Genomic DNA, 20,019 nt, shown 5'->3' with positions numbered 1-20,019 from the left:
AGCGATGGCAAAGGGGAATCACAAGAGAGGACACGGCAAGCCGCGGACCCACAGCCTGCTGGAGCACTACCAGCCGATCGACGGCGTCGTCGACGAGATGGTCGATGCGTCAGGCAATCCTCGCCCGGCCTGGAAGCATTTTGTCGAGGCGCTCGAGGAACTTGGCGCTGAAAAGCTCGGCCAGCGCTTTGCCCGCGCCGACCAGTATCTGCGCGATGCCGGCGTTTATTACCGCGTCTATGACAAGGCCGGTGCCAATGAGCGCGAATGGCCGCTGGCGCATGTCCCGGTTCTCATCGAGGAGAGCGAGTGGGCGGCGATCAGCGCCGGCCTCGTGCAGCGCGCCGAACTGTTCGAGGAAACCATCGCCGATATCTACGGGCCGAACCGGCTGGTCGAGAAAGGTATCCTGCCGGCGGGATTGATCGCCGCCAGCCCCGAATATTTGCGGCCTGTCGTCGGCACCAGGCCGGCCGGCGGCCACTTCCTGCATTTCTGCGCCTTCGAGCTCGGCCGTGGACCTGACGGCCAGTGGTGGGTGCTGGGCGATCGCACGCAGGCGCCGTCCGGCGCCGGTTTCGCACTGGAAAACCGCGTCGCCACCACACGCGCGCTGTCCGACATCTATGGCGAGATGCATGTGCACCGCCTTGCCGGCTTTTTCCGCCGTTTTCGCGATGCGTTGATCGGCATGGCCAAGGAGACCGACGGCCGCGTCGCCATCCTGACGCCGGGGCCGCTCAACGAAACCTATTACGAACACGCCTACATCGCCCGCTACCTCGGCATCATGCTGCTCGAAGGCGAGGATTTGACCGTCTCCGGCAGCCGGCTGATGGTGCGCACGGTTTCCGGCCTGATGCCGATCAGCGTGTTGTGGCGGCGGCTCGACGCCGCTTTCGCCGACCCGCTCGAACTGCGCCCGGATTCGCAGATCGGAACGCCGGGCCTGGTCGAGGCGATCCGCCAGGGCGCGGTTGCTACCGTCAATGCGCTGGGCTCCGGCCTGATGGAGACGCGCGCGCTGCTTGCCTTCCTGCCCAAGATTTCACGGGCCTTGCGTGGCGAGGAATTGCTGCTGCCAAGTGTCGCGACATGGTGGTGCGGGCAAGCTACCGAGCGCGCGCATGTGCTGGCCAATATCGATCGCATGGTGATCGGGCCGGCGCTGTCGACGAGGCTTGCCTTCGAGGACGACGATTCAACGAAGCTAGGCTCGGCTCTGTCGGCCGGGGAGCGGGCGGAACTGGTGGCGCGCATTGAACGTGATGGCGGCGATTTCGTCGGCCAGGAAGCGGTGACGCTTTCGACGACGCCCGTCTATGTCGGCGGCTGGCTGGAGCCGCGGCCAGCGAGCCTGCGCGTCTACCTGGCGCGAACGCCGGAGGGCTGGACGGTGATGCCGGGCGGTTTTGCCCGTATCGGCCTGTCGCTCGACCCGACGGCGATCGCCATGCAGCGTGGCGGCCAGGCGGCGGATGTCTGGGTTGTCAGCGACAAACCGGTGGAGCGCGAGACGCTGCTGCCGCAAGAAGGCGACAGTTTCAGCCGCACCAGGCCCGGCAGCCTGCCCAGTCGCGCGGCGGAGAACCTGACCTGGCTCGGCCGCTATATCGAGCGCTCGGAAGACACGGTGCGCATCCTGCGCGCCTACCATGTGCGGCTGGCCGAAACCTCCGACCCGGATATGCCGCTGCTCGCCGACATCAGGGATTATCTCGAACCTTTCGGCATCGATGTGGAGACAGCGATCCCGTCAGGGCTGATCGGCACGCTGGATAGCGCGGTCTACAGTGCCGGGCAGATCCGCGACCGCTTCTCGCCCGATGGCTGGCTGGCGCTGAAGGACCTGTCGAAAACCATCCATCAGTTCGCAACGACGGTCGCGCCCGGCGACGACGCGACCCGGGCGATGACAGTCATCCTGCGTAAGCTCGCCGGCTTTTCCGGCCTGCTGCACGAGAACATGTACCGCTTCGCCGGTTGGCGCTTCCTCGAGATTGGCCGCCGGCTGGAGCGCGGTATCCAGATCTCCCGCACGCTGTCGCGGCTGACCAGCGCCAAGGCGCCGGACGGCGCGCTCGACATGATGCTGGAAATCGGCGACAGCGTGATGACCCATCGCCGCCAATATCCGGTGCAGGCCGGTCGGCGCACGGTGATCGACCTGCTGGCGCTCGATCCGCTTAACCCGCGCTCCATCCTGTTCCAACTTGAAAGGCTGAAGGCCGAAATCGGCCTGTTGCCGTCGCTCGGCGGGGAGGGGCAAATGTCGCCGGCGGCGAAGGAAATCCTGCAGCTCAACACCCAGATTGCCATCAAGGAGCCTTCGGACATGACGGCAAAGGCGCTGGACGACCTCGCCTATGAAATCGGCGGCCTCTACAACAGCCTCGCCAAAGCCTATTTCGGATAAAGCATGCTCTACGACATCAGGCTTCATCTGCATTACGATTACGCTGCGGCGGCCGGCGGCGGTCGTCATCAGGTGCGCGTACTGCCGTCGACGATACCGGGCGTGCAGCGTGTCATCGCCGCATCCCTGTCCTTTGCGCCGGCACCCAACGAGCGTTCCGACTTTTCCGATTTCTTCGGCAATAACGTCACCTCGATCGCCTTTCGCGACGCGCATGACGCGCTCGACATCAGGATGAGCGCCCGCGTGTCGGTGTCTCGGCCCGAGCCTGGGCTCGACGTGTCGCCCGATATCGCCCGGCTGAGGCAGGAGCTCGCCGCGGTGCGGTCTCTGGCACCTGATGCACCGCACCATTTCCTGACGGCCAGCACCCATGCCGGCATCGACGATGCGATCACCGCTTACGCACGCGACAGCATCGCCGGCTCTGCCGCCGGCACGGTCATGAGCCTGTGCAATCGCATCCATCGCGATTTCACCTATGACGGCGAAGCGACAACGGTGCGGACCCGGGCCAGTGATGCCTTCAAGTTGAAGCGCGGCGTTTGCCAGGACTTTTCGCACATCATGATCGCCGGCCTGCGCGGGCTCGGTATTCCGGCCGGCTATGTCAGCGGATTCTTGCGCACCATCCCGCCGAAGGGCAAGCCCCGGCTGGAAGGCGCCGATGCCATGCATGCCTGGGTCAAGGTCTGGTGCGGGCGCGATGCAGGCTGGCAGGAATTCGACCCGACCAACGGCATGCGGGCCAGCAACGACCATATCACCGTCGGCCACGGCCGCGACTATTCGGACGTGGCGCCGATCGTCGGCGTGCTCAAGACCACGGGGGGACAGGTTAGCGAGCAAGCTGTCGACGTCATTCCCGTCGTGCTCGAAAGAGCCTGAAGCAGGTCGTACACGCAGCGGTATTTGCGCCGCAATTCGGGATGGACAAGACTGCTTCTCAAATACCGATGCGGCCGCTAGTCTGTATTCGTTTCGGGGTGACGGTAGTTGTATCCTCAAGCGCATGGCGCGAGGGTTTGTAATTGAGAGCAATCAGCGTCGTCATTCCTGCCTGTAACGCGGCGGCGACCATCGCTGCAACGCTGGCGTCGCTACGCAGCGAGGCCGAGATCATCGGCGAGATCTTGCTGGTCGACGACGCGTCGACCGATGGGACGGCAACCATCGCGCGGGAGGCCGCGGCACAACTGTCGTTGCCGCTGCGCGTGCTGTCGGCCAAATGCCGCGATGCAGGCGGTGCCCGCAATTTGGCGCTGGCCGAAGCGGTCTATTCCTGGGTCTACCTGATCGATGCCGACGACCTGCATCTGCGGGGCGGGTTGCGCGCACTGCTCCGCAAGGCCCGGGAGCAGCCGGAGGCCGACATGATCGTCGGTGCCTACCGGCGACGGGTGAACGGCCAGGACCGGCAGATCAAGATGCCGAACGGCTACCAGGCTGCGTGCCTGGCAAATGCTTCGGCCTATGTCAAAGGCGACATACGTTCGGTCGCCGTGGGCAGCGTTCTGGCATCGCGGACCCTGATCGGCGAGACGCGGTTCCCGATCGGAATGGCCTATGACGAGGACACGCTGTTCTGGGCACGGCTGATGAGCAAGGCATCGCTCGCCATGGTTTCGCAACCTGTCATGGTCTACGAGGTTTCGCCGGTACGTTCCGATGACCGCTTTGCCATCAACCCGGTGCGGCGCTTCCTGGACTGGCGCCGGGAACTGCGCACACTCACCGACTGCAACATCCCGTTGTCGGCCCTCAAGGCCAGGGAAGGCCTTGTCGCCCTCAAGATCGCCCGGGTCCACTATGCGCGCGGCGATCTGGGCACCGCGGCGCGCTTCCTGGCGGTAGCCGCGGCCGCGCCAAAGCGGCGCTCAGAAGCTTGGCGCTGCCTGCGCTACAGGTTCAAGCTCGCGGCGCGGCGGCGTTTGTCCGCGCCGCCGATCAAGCTGGAAGGCGCTCTGTAGGCGCCAGCCAACACGATATCGGCGCGAGACGCTTTTCGGACGGCGCGTGGAACCAGCGGTCGGCCAGTGGCTTATCTACGGAATTCGCGTGGAGCCGACATGTTGCAAAAATCCGGATTGTCTCCCAGCCGACCGGCTGGCCAGGATGCTGTGTCGCCAGATGGCGCGCCCAAAAACGGGGCACAAAGCTCGGCCGACCATGCGTCGCTTAGCTATGTCAGTGATGCTGAGCCCGGTATCCGGCGGCTGAAAACAGGCAAGGGGTTTTCCTACCAGGGACCGGACGGAGGGACAGTTTCGGACACTACCAGGGCCCGCATCGAGGCGATCGTCATTCCGCCGGCCTGGAGGGATGTGTGGATTTCGCCGGACGCGGACGGCCATATCCAGGCAACCGGCAGGGACCAGCGCGGACGCAAGCAATACCGCTATCATCCGCAATGGGCCGAAGAGCGCGATGGTGCCAAATATTCGAGCCTGGTTGCTTTCGCCGAGAGCCTGCCGGACCTGCGGCACAGGATCGACAGCGATCTGCGCCGTCGTGGCCTGCCGTTCGAGCGTGTCGTCGCCGCGGTCGTCTGGCTGCTCGACAACACGATGATCCGCGTCGGCAATGCCGCCTACGCCCGTGACAACAAGAGTTTCGGGTTGACCACGTTGCGCGACCGGCATGTGGATATTGTCGGTTCAAGCCTGCGCTTTGCCTTCAAGGGCAAGTCGGGCAAGGAGTGGAAGCTGAAGCTGGTCGACCGCCGCATCGCCAGGATTGTGCGCGGCGCACAGGACCTGCCAGGCCAGAAGCTGTTCCAGTATCTCGATGAGGACGGCAACAGGCGGCCGGTCCGCTCCGAGGACGTCAACCGCTATATCCGTGAGGCGGTCGGTGACGCCTTCAGTTCGAAGCATTTCCGCACCTGGGGCGGCACCATTCACGCCGCGTCGCTGTTTGCCCAAACGGAACTGCCGCAAAGCCGGGCGCAGCGAAACAGGGCGATGAACAGCGTTATCGACAAGGTTGCCGAGCGGCTGGGCAATACGCGTGCCGTCTGCCGCAAATGCTATATCCACCCGCGGGTCTTCGAAGCGTGGTCCGAGGGGCGGTTGCTGAATGAAATGGCGCAAGCCAACAAACGCAAACGCTCAATCGATGGTCTCGATGACGAGGAAGCTCTCGTGCTGCGATGGCTGAAACCGCGAGAAAGCTGACCAGCGCGGCCGGCCGTGGCCAAATCCGCCACATCTGGATTTTTTTATCGACGTGGTGTCGGGATCGGTCTTACTGTTTCGTCCTTTGACAGAGAAAAGGACCAGCCATGCTCTACGCAATCCTCTGCTATGCTTCCGAAGATGTCGTCTGCTCCTGGAGCAAGGCACAGGACGACGAGGTCATGGCCAATATCCTCGGCGTTCAGGAAAAATATGCCAAGGCCGGCCGGCTTGGCCCGGTGGCACGGCTTCTGCCGACGACCGCCGCGACGACCCTGAGAAAGGTCAAGGGTGAATCGGTCGTCATCGATGGGCCGTTCGCCGAGACCAAGGAACAGTTTCTCGGCTTCTACACGCTCGAATGCGCTGATCTCGACGAGGCGGTGGAGTTCGCCCGCGAGCTTTCCGAGGTCAACCCGAGCGGTGGGTCGTATGAAATCCGGCCGGTTTCGGTCTTTAACCCAACAAGGGTTTCCGCATGACCGAAATGGCCTGGATAAGCTCCGCGATCAGCGCCGCCCGCCCGCAGGCCATGGGTGCGCTGCTGCGTTATTTCCGCGATCTCGATACGGCGGAGGAAGCTTTCCAGGACGCGTGCCTCAGGGCGCTGAAGAACTGGCCGCAGAACGGGCCGCCGCGCGACCCGGCGGCCTGGTTGATCTTCGTCGGTCGCAACAGCGGCATCGATGCGGTGCGCAAGCGCGCCAAGCAGGCGCCGATGCCGGAGGAAGACCAGGTTTCCGATCTGGAAGACGCCGAGAGCGATATCGCCGAGCGGCTGGACGGGGCGCACTACCGCGACGACATATTGCGGCTGCTGTTCATCTGCTGCCATCCTGATCTGCCGGCAACGCAGCAGATCGCGGTGGCGCTGCGCATCGTCTCCGGTCTTACGGTCAAGCAGATCGCGCGCGCCTTCCTGGTTGGCGAAAGTGCCATGGAGCAGCGCATCACTCGCGCCAAGGCGCGCATTGCGGACGCCGGCGTGCCGTTCGAGACGCCGGGCGCGGTCGAGCGGTCGGAACGGCTCGCCGCCGTCGCCGCCATGGTCTACTTGGTCTTCAACGAGGGCTATTCGACCAACAGCGGCGAGGCGCCGGCCCGCGCACCGCTGTGCGAGGAGGCAATCCGGCTGGCACGGCTGTTGCTGCGGCTGTTCCAGACCGAGCCGGAGATCATGGGGCTGACGGCGCTGTTGCTTCTGCAGCATGCGCGCGCACCGGCCCGTTTCGACGAGAGCGGCGAGATCGTGCTGCTCGAAGACCAGGATCGCAGCCTGTGGAGCCGCAAGATGATCGATGAGGGGCTGGCGCTGGTCGACAAGGCGCTGCGCCATCGCAAGCCCGGCCCCTACCAGGTGCAAGCGGCGATTGCCGCGCTGCATGCGCGGGCCGAAAAGGCCGAGGACACCGACTGGAACGAGATCGATCTGCTCTATCGCTTGCTCGAGCAGATGCAGCCGTCGCCGGTGGTCACGCTCAACCGGGCCGTCGCGGTCTCGAAGGTGCGTGGACCGGCAGAGGCGCTCGCCATGATCGAGCCGCTGGAAGAACGGCTTTCCGGCTATTTCCATTTTTTCGGTCTCAAGGGCGGCCTTTTGATGCAGCTCGACCGGGGCGACGAGGCGCGCGTCGCCTTCGACCGCGCCATAGCGCTTGCGAACACGGCGGCGGAAGCTGCCCATATCCGCATGCATATCGACCGGCTGATCAAGGACGGTGCGGTACGCCCAGCGGCCAAGAAGGCAAACTGAGCGCCATCTGGCTCAATCGTGCAGTTTGGGCTTAGACCATGCCGGGGTGGTGATTTTCCCTTGAACCGAGTAATGCCACGCGATGATCGTGCCTGAGGTGCCTTTGTGCACGCGGGCAGCATGGCGCCAGGCTTTGACCGGCGTGCCTTTTGTGCATGTCGTTGTCCCAAAACCGCTGGGCACTTTTGGGCGACATGCATTATGAGCGACTGGATCTGAAAGGGACAAGAATGACGATAGGCAAGGAAACGACCGAACTGCTGGCGAAACTGGGTGTGGCCAAGGAGACGCTGGTCGGCGGCGACCTGATCGTGCGCAGCCCGGTGACGGGCGAGCAGATCGCGGCGCTGAAGACGATCTCACCGGCTGACGCGGCCAAGGTGATCGATGCCGCGCACAAGGCCTTCCAGGCCTGGCGCATGGTGCCAGGCCCGCGGCGTGGCGAACTGGTGCGGCTGCTCGGCGAGGAGCTGCGTACGCACAAGGCCGAGCTTGGCCGGCTGGTCTCGATCGAGGTCGGCAAGATCCCGTCCGAGGGGCTCGGCGAAGTGCAGGAGATGATCGACATCTGTGATTTCGCCGTAGGCCTCTCCCGGCAATTGTACGGCCTGACCATCGCCACCGAGCGCCCAGGCCATCGAATGATGGAAACCTGGCATCCGCTCGGCGTCGTCGGCGTCATTTCCGCCTTCAATTTCCCGGTGGCTGTGTGGTCGTGGAATGCCGCCCTGGCGCTGGTCTGCGGCGACGCTGTGGTGTGGAAGCCGTCGGAAAAGACGCCGCTGACCGCACTTGCTTGCGAAGCCATCTTCAAACGTGCGGTCAAGCGCTTCGGCGCGGACGCACCTGATGGCCTGGCGCCGGTGCTGATCGGCGATCGCGCCGTCGGCGAGATACTGGTCGATCACCCTAAAGTGCCGCTGGTTTCGGCGACCGGCTCGACCCGCATGGGCCGCGACGTCGGTCCGCGGCTGGCCAAGCGCTTTGCGCGCGCGGTGCTGGAACTCGGCGGCAACAATGCAGGCATCGTCTGCCCGACCGCCGATCTCGACATGGCGCTGCGCGCGATTGCCTTTGGAGCGATGGGCACGGCCGGCCAGCGCTGCACGACGCTGCGGCGCCTGTTCGTGCATGACAGCGTCTACGACGCCTTGGTTCCGCGCCTCAAAAAGGCCTACGAGAGTGTGTCTGTCGGCAATCCGCTGGAGACCTCCTCGCTGGTCGGGCCGCTGATCGACAAGGCGGCCTTCGATGCCATGCAGAAGGCGCTGAAGGAAGCCGCCGCCCATGACGGCAAGGTGACCGGCGGCACGCGGGTCGAGAACGGCCACCCCGATGCCTACTACGTGCACCCGGCGCTGGTCGAAATGCCAAGCCAGGTATCCCCGGTGACGGAAGAGACCTTCGCGCCGATCCTCTATGTGATGAAATATTCGGATTTCGACGCCGTGCTCCACGAGCACAATGCGGTGGGCGCCGGCCTGTCGTCGTCCATCTTCACCCGAGACCTGCAGGAATCCGAGCGTTTCCTGGGTGTCGACGGATCGGATTGCGGCATTGCCAATGTCAACATCGGCACCTCGGGCGCCGAGATCGGCGGTGCCTTTGGCGGCGAAAAGGAAACCGGGGGCGGCCGCGAGAGCGGCTCCGACGCATGGAAGGCCTATATGCGGCGCGCCACCAACACGGTGAACTATTCCAAGGCGCTGCCGCTCGCCCAGGGCGTGTCGTTCGACATCGACTGAAGGGCTCGCCGGCTTGGGCATCCCGCACGGGGGATGCCCACCGGTCAGCTGCCTGCTGGCGAGTCAAAGGCCTTGACGAACGCGGCATCGATGATAGCCAGCTTGACGGCCTGGGCGGTCATGTACTCCCGGTAGAAATCGCCCGACACCCACATCACCGAATTGCCGCGCTGGCCAAGCCAGCCAACGCTGCCGAGGTCTTCGGCATCCCGCAGTTTGCGTGCCAGGTGGGTTCGCGACAGCTTGAGCCATTTGGCGAAATCGCCGATCGAGACGACGCCAGTCGGTATTGCAGCGAGGCCGGCATGGTCGGGATCGACGCCCGATATCAGCCAGTCCATGACGACGCCGCCATTGTTAAGCCAGGTGAACAGCGAAAAGGTCTGCTTGGGCTCGCGCACGGGACTGGAGGAGATCAGGCCGTCAGCCACCAGCGGTTGCACCCTGGCGAGCGCATAGGGCCGCTCCAGAAACGTTGCCAGACGGTTCGCGCCGTCGAGACTGTCCAGTGTGTGCAGATGAGCCATCATCCAGCCGGCGAGCGTGTCCAGCGTGTTCACTGTAGGCTGTATGGGGCGGATGCGGCCATCCTGAGCTGCCGAGAGGTGCTCGATGAAATTGTAGTGCAGCATCTCCTTGAGGAAGGCGTCGGCGGTGTTGCGGCTGGCGACGGAATTCTCCCGGATGACGTCGATGAAACGCGCCGCCGTCAACTGCTTGCGGTAGTCATCGGGCTCCCGTCTGAAATGCAGGGCAAGGCCGATATGCGCCATCAGCCAACGCTGCTGGGTGGCAAATATCGAGGCAAGCCTCGGGTTCGTCTCGTAGGTCTGGATAAGCGCCTGCGCCTGGGCACGGACACAGCGATGCAATGCCGGGTGACCGGCAATATGGTCCAAGGTCAGCGCCATTCTCCCCCCGTGCGTCAAGCCCCCCAACGCGAAGACGCAGATCACATTTTCAGCCTTCAAGGCCCGTGTCCAGACGCGCCCGCTCTATAACAGGTTATGATCGCCAGTAGACAATGTTCACGGCCCGGGCAGATATCGATCGCGCCGATCCTTCAGCGGTCTTCCGGAGCTGGAAAACAGGCGTCGAAGGCCGCATCGACAATGGCCAGCTTGGCGGCCTGGACGGTCATGTACTCCTGGTAGAAAGTGTTCGATAACCACATCACCGAATGGCCGCGCTGGCCGAGCCAGCCGATGCTGCCGAGTTCCTCGGCAGCGCGCAGCTTGCGGGCGAGGTGGGTCCGCGACAGCTTGAGCCATCTGGCGAAATCTCCGATCGAAACCACGCTGGTCGGAATCCGGTCCAGGCCGGCATGATCGGGGTCGATGCCCGACATCAGCCAGTCCATGACGATGCCGCCATTGTTGAGCCAGATGAACAGGGAAAAAGTCTGGTTGGGCTCGCGCACCGGCTTGGAGGCAAGCAGGCCGTCCGCCACCAGAGGCTGCAGCCTGACAACCATGTCGGGCCGCTCCAGGAACCTGGCCAGCCGGTTGCCACCGTCGAGATGATCCAGCGTCTGCAGATGGGCAAGAACCCAGCCGGTGAAAGTCTGCACGGTTGCCGCCGTTGGCTGCAAAGGGTGCGTGCGCCCGTCGCCACCCGAAACATACTCGGCGACATGATAGTGCAGCATCTCCTTGATGAAAGCGTCCGCCGTGTTGCGGCTGGCCACCGCGTGCTGGTGTACGAACTCGATGAAACGCGATACCGTCAGCTCCTTGCGGCGGTCGTGCGGATCGCGCCTGAAATGCATGGCAAGGCCGACATGACCCATCAGCCAACGCTGCTGCGTGGCGAAAATGGAAGCCAGTCGCGGGCTCGTTTCATAGATGTTGATCAGCGCCAACGACTGTGCCTGGACACAGCGATGCAGGGCCGGATGGCCGGCAATGTCTTCCAGATTCAGCGCCATCCTCCTCATGTTCCGAGTTAACTCCAACAGCGGAGTCGCGTCTACATTTTCCAGCCTTCGATAGCTGTGTCCAGAGGCACCAAATGCGAAGAGCAAGCCCAACCCGAACATGGGGCCGGCCACGATCGGTTCATGGGATCCGCTAACCGATTGCTATGGCTTGGAAAACCCCTCCCAATAATAGTCAGCCGGAGGGCCGCCCGTTGAATTGACGTTCACCAGAGCCCGGCATAGTTTCCGCGACATCCGAGCGGCGGGGGCACGCCTTCCCGGAAGTGATTTCGAAAGCAGAAGCTAATTAACGAGCGATGAAATCTCGCGCGGTGGCGAAGCTTTTCCGAGTTCTACCTCGAAGGGCGAGTGATTGAGTGAAGTATACAAGCAAGATCGCGATTGGCAGGGATAAGGACTGTCACCCAGTTTTCGGCGGGCTGGCAGCCCGTAAGGGATGGTTGATCCTGTTTGCCGTCTCGGCGTGCCTGTGGCTTCAAGCCGGCGCGTTTGCGCAGACAGCCAGCCAGATCACGCCGCCCAGCTTTCGGCCGCCGCCGGCAGTCAACACGGCAGGTGTTTCCATTCCCGAAGGTGAGGGCCTCGAGGCGCCGGCGGGCGCCGGGAAGCTCAGGGTCAAGCTCGGGGATGTCAGGGTCGAAGGCGGCTTGCCCGACATGGCTGACGCAACACGCAAGATCGTTGCCGGCCTTGCGCACCGCACGGTGACGGCGGCGGAAATCTTTGCCGCGGCGCGAAAACTCGAAACCGAATATGGACGGGCCGGCTATGCGCTGGTGCGGGTGGTGCTGCCGGCGCAGAAGCTCAACTACGGCGCAGGGCTCCGGCTGGTCGTCGTCGACGGCTTTCTCGAACGGATCGACACCAGCAATCTGCCCGAGCGCATACGCGGGCGGGTCGAGGCAACGCTGGCGCCGCTCGTTGGACAAAAGAGCATCAAGCTGTCGGCGATCGAACGCAAGCTGCTGCTGGCTGGTGATACGCCCGGCGCCCGGCTGCGCTCGACCTTGCAGGCCGGGACAGCCAAAGGCGCCAGCGTGCTTGTCATCGACGGCAAATATCGCCCGATCGGCGGCCAGGCGACCGTGGACAACTCGTTATCGCCGTCGTTGCAGCGCTGGTCTACGGGCATCGGCGTCGATTTCAACTCATTGCTCGGCCTCGGCGAACTCGTCTATGTCAGGGCAGGCGGCTACCCCGATGGCGGCGAGAGCGGCCTGTTCACGGATGGCCCACGCAATCGCAATTATGCCGCCGGCATCGTCGTGCCGATCGGCTATGACGGGCTGACGCTCAACCTGGAAGCCAGCCGCACGCAGGCCAATCCGACAGCCGAGCCCGGCACGCTCGGCTTCGGCAGCGCCTTCGAGCGTTATTCGGCGCGGCTTCGATATCCCTGGATCCGCAGCCGTGCGCTTACGATCAGCACCGAACTGTCCTTCGACGTGCAGAACGACACGCTCGACGCGGTGACGCCGATTTCGCTGCCGATCGCCGAGGACCGGCTGCGCATTGCCCGGCTCGGTCTCGACGGCACCTGGTTCACACCGCTTGGCGGTGTCTTCATCGGCAATGTCGTTGCGTCGTTCGGCATCGACGGGCTCGGCGCGCGCTCGGCCGCCGATGCCACGCCGCTTTTGCCGCTGTCGCGCCAGGGGGCCGACGCGGCGTTCCAGAAGCTGGAGGTCTCCGCCAGTTACAGCCAGCCGCTGGCTACCCATCTCGGCCTCGACCTCTACGCCCGCGCGCAGACCTCGTTCGGCAAGCCGCTGCTGCAGTCGGAACAGATCGGGCTGGTCGGGGCGAGCGGCCTGTCGAGCTTCGACGCCGGCGCGCTGCAGGGCGATTCCGGCTATGTGCTGCGCGGCGAGCTGTCCTCACCCTGGTACGTGCCGTTCACTGGCGGCATCGTTTCGGTGTCGCCCTACGTGTTCGGCGCTGTCGGCCAGGTGCATCTCGAAATGCCGACCGCGCTCGAGACGGCCAACATCGTCGGCGCGTCATACGGGCTTGGCCTGAAGGTCGGCACCGCGCTGGCGGGCGACGCGACCAACGCCAGCCTGACGCTGGAATGGGGCCGCCAGCATCGTGACGACCAGTTGCCGACAAGCGATCGCTTTTCGCTCAGCGGCGCCGTCCAATTCTAGAGAGATGACCATGCAGCGCAAAGCCCACCTCCCACGGCGGCACCTGAACCGCACCGGCGCGCCGTTGATGGCGCTGCTTTTGACGTCGACGGCGCTTGTCGGCTTCACGTCGGCGCGGGCACAGGAACTGCCGACCGGCGGCAGCGTAGCATCCGGCGGCGTCACCATCGCCAACCCATCGTCGTCGCAACTGAACATCAGGCAGTCGACCAGTTCGGCGATCGTCAACTGGCAGAGTTTTTCGATCGGTGCCGGCGCGACAGTCACTATCGACCAGCCATCATCCTCGGCAACGATGCTGAACCGCGTCACCGGCGGTACCAAATCGACCATTGCAGGCCAGCTCAATGCCAATGGCCAGGTGTTCCTGGTCAATCCCAACGGCATTGCCATCTCCAAGACCGGCAAGGTTAGTGCCGCCGGCTTCGTCGCGTCCTCGCTGGGCATCAGCGACGAGGATTTTGGGGCCGGAAAGCTGGAATTCGAGGGCAAGGGAGCTTCAGCCGCCGTCTCCAACCAGGGTGCGGTCAGCATCGGGCGTGGCGGCTATGCCGCATTGATCGGCGGCAGCGTCGACAATGCCGGCTCGATCACCGTGCCGCTTGGCAAGGTCGGGCTCGGATCGGGTGAGAAGGCAACACTTGATTTGTCCGGCGACGGCTTCCTGCAGGTTTCCGTGCCGAGCAAGGCTGACGGCAGCAATGCGCTGGTCAGCAATTCCGGCTTGATCAGTGCCGATGGCGGGCTGGTCGAACTCAAGGCGGCTGCGGTGCGCGATGCCGCACGCCAAGCCGTCAACATGTCCGGTGTCATCGAGGCACGCACGGTGTCTGGCCAATCCGGTGCCATCGTGCTCGGCGGCGATGAAGGCTCGGTCGAAATCACCGGCATGCTCGACGCTTCGGCCCAGACCGGCGGCAAGGGCGGCAAGGTCACGGTCACCGGCCGCAAACTGAAGCTCAGGGCGGCCAAGGTCGATGCCTCGGGCAAGGATGGCGGCGGCACGGTCAGGATCGGCGGTGACAAGCAGGGCAAGGGCACCTTGCAACGCGCGGTCGCAACCGAGATCGATGCGAAGACGACAATCAGTGCCGATGCGACCGGCAACGGCACTGGCGGCACGGTCATCGTCTGGTCCGACGCGCAAACAAAATTCGCCGGCAAGATTTCCGCACGCGGCGGCGATGACGGCGGCAATGGTGGCTTCGCGGAAGTGTCCGGCAAACAGCGCCTCGACTTCACCGGTGAGGTCGACCTGCGGGCACGGTTCGGCGACACCGGCGACCTTTTGCTCGATCCCTACAACGTCACTATATCGAACGCTGCCGGCAACACCGGCGGCAGCATGTCCGCCAACACCAATGACAGCGTCATCAACGTCACCACGCTGCAGAACCTTCTTGCAACGGCAAACGTCACCATCTCGACCGGCAGCGGCGGTTCCCAGGCCGGCGACATCACCATTGCCGCGCCGATCGCCTGGAACACCAACACGCTGACGCTCAGCGCCTCTCATTCGATCGTCTTCAATGCGAACGCCACGATCGGCGGCGTCGGCGGACTGGCGCTCATCACCAACAATGGCGGCACCGGCGGCACGATCTCCTATGCCTTGGGCGCATCGGCGACCTTCACCGGCACGCCCGGTGCGCAGGCGCTGTCGGTCAACGGCCAGAGCTACACGCTGATCTATGATGTCAACGGCCTGCAGGCGATCAACAGCGGGCTCACCGGCAGCTACGCGCTGGCCAAGAATATCGATGCCAGCTCCACGTCCAGCTGGAATAGCGGTCTCGGCTTCATATCGCTGGGCACCGACGGCAACAGCAACATCCAGAACGGCGGCAACGGCTTCACCGGCTCGTTCGACGGGCTCGGCCACACCGTCGACAGCCTGTCGGTGACGCAGTCCGCTGCCCAGTATGTCGGCCTATTCGGCTATATCGGCGCGGGCGGCCTGGTCCAGAATGTCGGCGTCACCAATGTGACGGTCCGGGGGTTTAGGACCCTTGGCGGGATCGCCGGGTTCAATGCCGGCACGGTGGCCCAGAGTTATTCGACTGGTCAGCTGTTCACCACGCAATACGGGTCCACCTCAGGCGGTCTGATCGGCGAGAACGATGGCGCACTCTCCGACAGCTTCTCGACAGTGGTCATCAACGCACGCGACACAAATGCCGCGGGCGGCGCGGTGGGCTTCAACAATTTCGGCACCATCGATCGCGTCTATGCCATGGGCGCTGTCGATATCGGCAGCGGCGGCGCGGCCGTCGGCGGCCTCGTCGGATCGAATTATGGCTATTCGTTTGTCGGCGAGGGCGGCAGGATAACCGACAGCTATTCGACCGGCGCGGTCAGCGGCGGATGGAATGTCGGCGCGTTCATCGGCAACAACCTTTACGATGGCGTGGTCACGGGCGCGTACGACACGTCGACATCCGGCCCCTACAACACCACATCCAGCGCCAAGCCTGCGATCGGCGGTGGCACCACCGGCCCCAATGTCAATGTCGTCGGCCTGTCGACCTCCAGCTTCCAGAATGGCGGCGCCAATGGACTGAGTGCCGCCTTTGGCGGCGGGACTGGCGGCCTCTATCCCTATCTGAAGAGCTTCTACCCCAATGGCGTTCAGGCGATCTCCGGAATTGCTTACAAGGATGCCGGCAACACGCCGCTGATTTCCGGTACCGGCCAACCCTATTACACAAAGAATCCCGGGCTGGTGTCCGTCGTCTCCGGCGGCGTGAACCTCGGCACAGTCTCGACCGGCGTCAACGGCTACTATTATCTCGCTCTGCCGGCCGGCGCGGTCTCGAACTCGGTGCTCGCTTACACCGTTGCCGAAGCGGACTCGGGCGCCAAGAATGGCGTGACCTTCCGGACCGGCCTGTCCGGCAGCAATGTCTCGAACCTCAACGTCTATGGCGACTGGCGGCTCGACGAGGCGGATGGCTCGATCGCCTCGCTGTCGGCGCTGAGCAGCGCCTATAGCGCGGCGATTGGGTCAGCCTCTGTCGGCAGCCTGTCCTTCGCCAATCGCCAGATTGAAACCGCAGCAGCCACCTTCGCCCTCAACCAGGCGCTGTCGGTCGGCACCGGCACGCTGGCGCTGTCGTCGAACGGCGTGGTGACGCAGACTAGTGGCCTGACGGCGGCGTCGCTGGTTCTCGGTGGCACGGGTAGCTTCACCCTGACCAACGCCGGCAACCAGGTCGGCAACGTCGCCGGCAGCGCCGGTTCCGTCGATCTGCGCGATGGCGCAAGCCTGACGATCGCCAGTGCTTCCAGCGCCCGCGGGGTTACGGCGACCGGGGTGAACACCACCGGTTCGGTGAAGCTTCAGACGACGGGCGATTTGACCATTGCGGCAAATGCGACAATCAGCGGAACGGATCCAGTGCTCTCGGCCGCTGGCCTGTTCGTCAACAACCGGGGCAGTGACGCCGTCGCCGCCACTAGCGGACGCTGGCTGATCTATGCGGCAAATCCCACCGGCAATACATTCGGCAATCTGGACAGTGGCAACACGGCCGTCTGGAACACGTCGGCGGGTGGTCCGGTGAGTGCGACAGGCAACCGCTATGTCTTTGCCTATCAGCCGACACTGACCTTCAAATCCAGCAATGCGACCAAAACCTATGGCGATACCGCCCTGCCGGCACTGACCTATTCAGTGGCGGGCTACCAGGCAGGCGTGATCGGCGCCTATCTCGGCGACACCGCCGCCACGACCTTCAGCGGTGGCCCAAGCGTCACGTCCGTCAACCCGCCGGGCAATACACAGGTCGGAGCAGGATCCTATGCAATCACCGTCGGCGCCGGCAATCTCGCGGCGTTGAGCGGCTATGGCTTCGCCTACAACAGCGCGGGCCTGCTTACCATCGGCAAGCGCGCGGTGACGGTGACGGTGACGCCGGGCCAGGGCAAGATCTATGGCGATGCCAATCCATCATCCTATGCATACACCGTTTCGGATCTCGGCGCCGGCACGGCTCTGGTCGGTAGCCTTAGCCGCACGGCAGGGAACAGCGCCGGGACTTATGCCATCAACCAGGGCAGCATCACCAACACCAGCAATTCGAACTACGACATCACCTATGTCGACGCCAATTTCACCATCGCCAAGCGCGCGATCACGGTAACGGCCGATGCCAAGAGCCGTACCTATGGCAACTCTAATCCGACGCTGACCTATCAACTCACAACAGGCAACCTCGTCAGTGGCGACAGCTTGGGCGGTTCTCTGACGACATCGGCGACGACGGCATCCGGTGTCGGCAGCTACGGCATCGCGCAGGGCACACTCAACAACAACAACTATGCGATCAGCTATGTCGGCGCCAATCTGTCGGTTACGCCGCGCGCGATCACGGTGACGGCGAATGCCAAGAGCCGTGCCTATGGCGACGCCAATCCGGCGCTGACCTATCAGCTGACATCAGGCAATTTCGTCAATGGCGACAGCCTGAGCGGCGCACTGGCAACAACGGCGACGACGGCATCCGGTGTCGGCAGCTACGGCATCACGCAGGGCACACTCGCCAACGGCAACTATACGATCAGCTATGTCGGCGCCAATCTGTCGGTGGCGAAGCGCGCCATCACGGTGACAGCCGATGCCAAGAGCCGCATCTATGGCGATGCCATTCCAACGCTGACCTATCAGCTGACCACGGGCAATTTCGTCAATGGCGACAGCCTGAGCGGCGCGCTGGCGACGTCGGCCACGACAGCATCCGGTGTCGGCAGTTACGGCATCACGCAAGGCACACTCGCCAACAGCAACTATGCGATCAGCTATGCCGGCGCCAATCTGTCGGTGACGAAACGGGCGATCACGGTGACGGCCGATGCCAAGAGCCGCATCTATGGCGACGCCAATCCGGCGCTGACCTATCAGCTGACCTCGGGCAATTTCGTCAATGGCGACAGTCTCGCCGGTGCGCTCGCTACAACGGCCACGACAGCATCCGGTGTCGGCAGCTACGGCATCACGCAAGGCACACTCGCCAACAGCAATTATGCGATCAGCTATGTCGGCGGCAATCTCGCGTTGACCCCGCGCGCGATCACGGTGACGGCCGATGCCAAGAGCCGCATTTATGGCGATGCCAACCCGGCGCTGACCTATCAGCTGACATCAGGCAATTTCGTCAATGGCGACAGCCTGAACGGTGCGCTGGCGACGTCGGCAACGACAGCATCCGATGTCGGCAGCTACGGCATCACGCAGGGCACGCTCGCCAACAGCAACTACGCGATCAGCTATGTCGGCGGTAATCTGGCGGTGACGCAGCGCGCCATTACGCTAACGGCCGATGCCAAGAGCCGTGTCTATGGCGATGACAATCCAACGCTGACCTATCAGCTGACCTCGGGCGATTTCGCCAATGGCGACAGTCTGAGCGGTGCGCTGGCAACGACCGCCACGGCATCATCCGATGTCGGCGGCTACAGCATCACGCAAGGCACGCTTGCCAACGGCAATTACGCCATCAGCTATATCGGCGCGGACCTTTCGGTGACACAGCGCGCGATCACGGTCACGGCCGATGCGGGCCAGAGCAAGATCTATGGGGACAGTGATCCGCTGTCCTACGGCTATGCGGTTTCCGGTCTTGGCGGCGGGACGGCGCTGGTCGGCACGCTTGATCGCGCCGAGGGCGAGAATGTCGGGACCTATGACATTGGCCGCGGCACCCTCAGCGATGCTGCCAACGGCAATTACGACATCACCTATGTCGGTGCCGGTTTCAGCATCGGCAAGCGATCCGTGACCGTCACTGCCAGCTCGGGTCAGGGCAAGACCTACGGCAATGCCGATCCGTCGTCCTATGGCTACACCTTCACCGATCTCGGCAATGGTGCGGCGCTGGTTGGCGCTCTCGACCGCACGACCGGCGAAGATGTCGGCGCCTATCAGATCGGGCAGGGCACACTCGCCAACGCGGCCAACTCGAACTACGACATCAGCTATGTCGGCGCCGATTTCAGCATCGGCAGGCGTGCCGTGACAGTCACGGCCAATTCGGGCCAGGGCAAGATTTACGGCGATGCCGACCCGTCCTCCTATGGCTACACCAGCACCGATCTCGGCAGTGGTGTGGCGTTGGTCGGCGCTCTCGATCGCGCCTTGGGAGAGAACGCCGGAGCCTACGCGATCGGCCAGGGCACGCTCACCGACAACGCCAATGCGAACTACGAGATCAGCTATGCCGGTGCCGACTTCAGCATCGGCAAGCGGGCGATCACTGTGGTGGCGGATGCGCAGAGCCGGCCCCAAGGCATGCCCAATCCGCCACTCACCTATTCGATCGGCGGTCTGGGGTTGGTCAACGGGGATACATTCCTTGGCGCGCTCTCGACTGAGGCGACACCCGCTAGCCCTGCTGGCAACTATGCCATCGAACAGGGGAGCCTGACCCTCTCGGCCAACTATGAGCTGACCTATGTCGGTGCCGATCTGGTGGTCTCGCCGCCCAACACCGTGCCGGCACCGGATGCGGCCAGCACGGTCGCGTACAACGCCGATGCCCATACTGCCGGCGGGCCGGCTCGGGTTTTCTTCACCGGGCAGCCGGTGGATGGCGATACCGGGCAGCCGGTGGATGGCGATGCGCAAACGCTGGTCGAAGACCCGCGGCTTGACGGTCCCGCCTTCTGCCAGGGCGTGGCGGACGCAGCTTCCGTCTGCAGCGTTGCCTCGGTCCGGTAGAAAATGGGGACGCCTTGACCGCGTTGCCGGCGAGACTGTCGGGCAGCTATCCCATCGCCAGGGCGGCATCACCAACGCCGCCAATCCGAACGGCGATATCACCTATGACCTAATGCCATGGCCGCCTG

Annotated in this window: 11 protein-coding genes; 9 read left to right on the top strand and 2 right to left on the bottom strand. The window is 63.9% G+C overall.

The genetic code is table 11. From position 1 onward, the window contains the following. Nucleotides 1-4: 4 nt before the first annotated feature. The 7 genes from NKI21_RS17790 (at nt 5) to amaB (ending at nt 9,090) form a co-directional block, all read left to right on the top strand. Nucleotides 5-2,416 (top strand): circularly permuted type 2 ATP-grasp protein, encoded by a 2,412-nt coding sequence (locus NKI21_RS17790; protein ID WP_352736226.1) that lies wholly within the window; start codon nt 5-7, stop codon nt 2,414-2,416. A 3-nt stretch (nt 2,417-2,419) separates the two neighbouring features. Then, nucleotides 2,420-3,304 carry a transglutaminase family protein gene (locus NKI21_RS17785; RefSeq protein WP_352866556.1) on the top strand — a complete coding sequence of 295 codons (885 nt, stop codon included), beginning with the start codon at nt 2,420-2,422 and terminating at the stop codon, nt 3,302-3,304. A 143-nt stretch (nt 3,305-3,447) separates the two neighbouring features. Continuing rightward, complete coding sequence (locus tag NKI21_RS17780) at nt 3,448-4,386, top strand: glycosyltransferase family 2 protein (RefSeq protein ID WP_023809973.1); 939 nt, start codon at nt 3,448-3,450, stop codon at nt 4,384-4,386. Nucleotides 4,387-4,485: 99 nt separating this feature from the next. Then, a complete protein-coding gene (locus NKI21_RS17775) occupies nt 4,486-5,592 on the top strand; it encodes a DNA topoisomerase IB (RefSeq protein ID WP_023809972.1) in 1,107 nt (368 codons plus the stop codon). A 107-nt stretch (nt 5,593-5,699) separates the two neighbouring features. Further along, the gene (locus tag NKI21_RS17770; RefSeq protein ID WP_023809971.1) at nt 5,700-6,074 is read left to right on the top strand and encodes a YciI family protein; all 375 of its coding nucleotides are present in this window, start codon (nt 5,700-5,702) and stop codon (nt 6,072-6,074) included. After that, nucleotides 6,071-7,345 carry an RNA polymerase sigma factor gene (locus tag NKI21_RS17765; protein WP_023809970.1) on the top strand — a complete coding sequence of 425 codons (1,275 nt, stop codon included), beginning with the start codon at nt 6,071-6,073 and terminating at the stop codon, nt 7,343-7,345. Before NKI21_RS17770 ends, NKI21_RS17765 begins: the two co-directional genes overlap by 4 nt. Before the next feature lie 230 nt (nt 7,346-7,575). Further along, nucleotides 7,576-9,090 (top strand): L-piperidine-6-carboxylate dehydrogenase, encoded by a 1,515-nt coding sequence (gene amaB / locus NKI21_RS17760; protein ID WP_502895292.1) that lies wholly within the window; start codon nt 7,576-7,578, stop codon nt 9,088-9,090. A 44-nt stretch (nt 9,091-9,134) separates the two neighbouring features. On the opposite strand, the gene NKI21_RS17755 is transcribed toward amaB, so the two are convergent. After that, nucleotides 9,135-10,001 (bottom strand): hypothetical protein, encoded by an 867-nt coding sequence (locus tag NKI21_RS17755; RefSeq protein ID WP_352441921.1) that lies wholly within the window; start codon nt 9,999-10,001, stop codon nt 9,135-9,137. A gap of 152 nt (nt 10,002-10,153) precedes the next feature. Beyond that, entirely contained in the window at nt 10,154-11,017 is an 864-nt protein-coding gene (locus NKI21_RS17750; protein WP_352441922.1) for a hypothetical protein, read from the bottom strand. Between the two features lie 368 nt (nt 11,018-11,385). On the opposite strand from NKI21_RS17750, the gene NKI21_RS17745 reads away from it, so the two are divergent. Further along, nucleotides 11,386-13,176, top strand: coding sequence for a ShlB/FhaC/HecB family hemolysin secretion/activation protein (locus tag NKI21_RS17745; protein ID WP_352441923.1), 1,791 nt, complete (start codon nt 11,386-11,388; stop codon nt 13,174-13,176). Nucleotides 13,177-13,186: 10 nt separating this feature from the next. Continuing rightward, nucleotides 13,187-19,891 carry an MBG domain-containing protein gene (locus NKI21_RS17740; RefSeq protein ID WP_352866551.1) on the top strand — a complete coding sequence of 2,235 codons (6,705 nt, stop codon included), beginning with the start codon at nt 13,187-13,189 and terminating at the stop codon, nt 19,889-19,891. Nucleotides 19,892-20,019: the final 128 nt, after the last annotated feature.

Source organism: Mesorhizobium sp. M0715 (genome assembly GCF_040320355.1).
Lineage (GTDB): Bacteria > Pseudomonadota > Alphaproteobacteria > Rhizobiales > Rhizobiaceae > Mesorhizobium.
The sequence above is the reverse complement of the archived record's forward strand: the minus strand, read 5'-3'. Positions and strand labels throughout refer to the sequence as shown.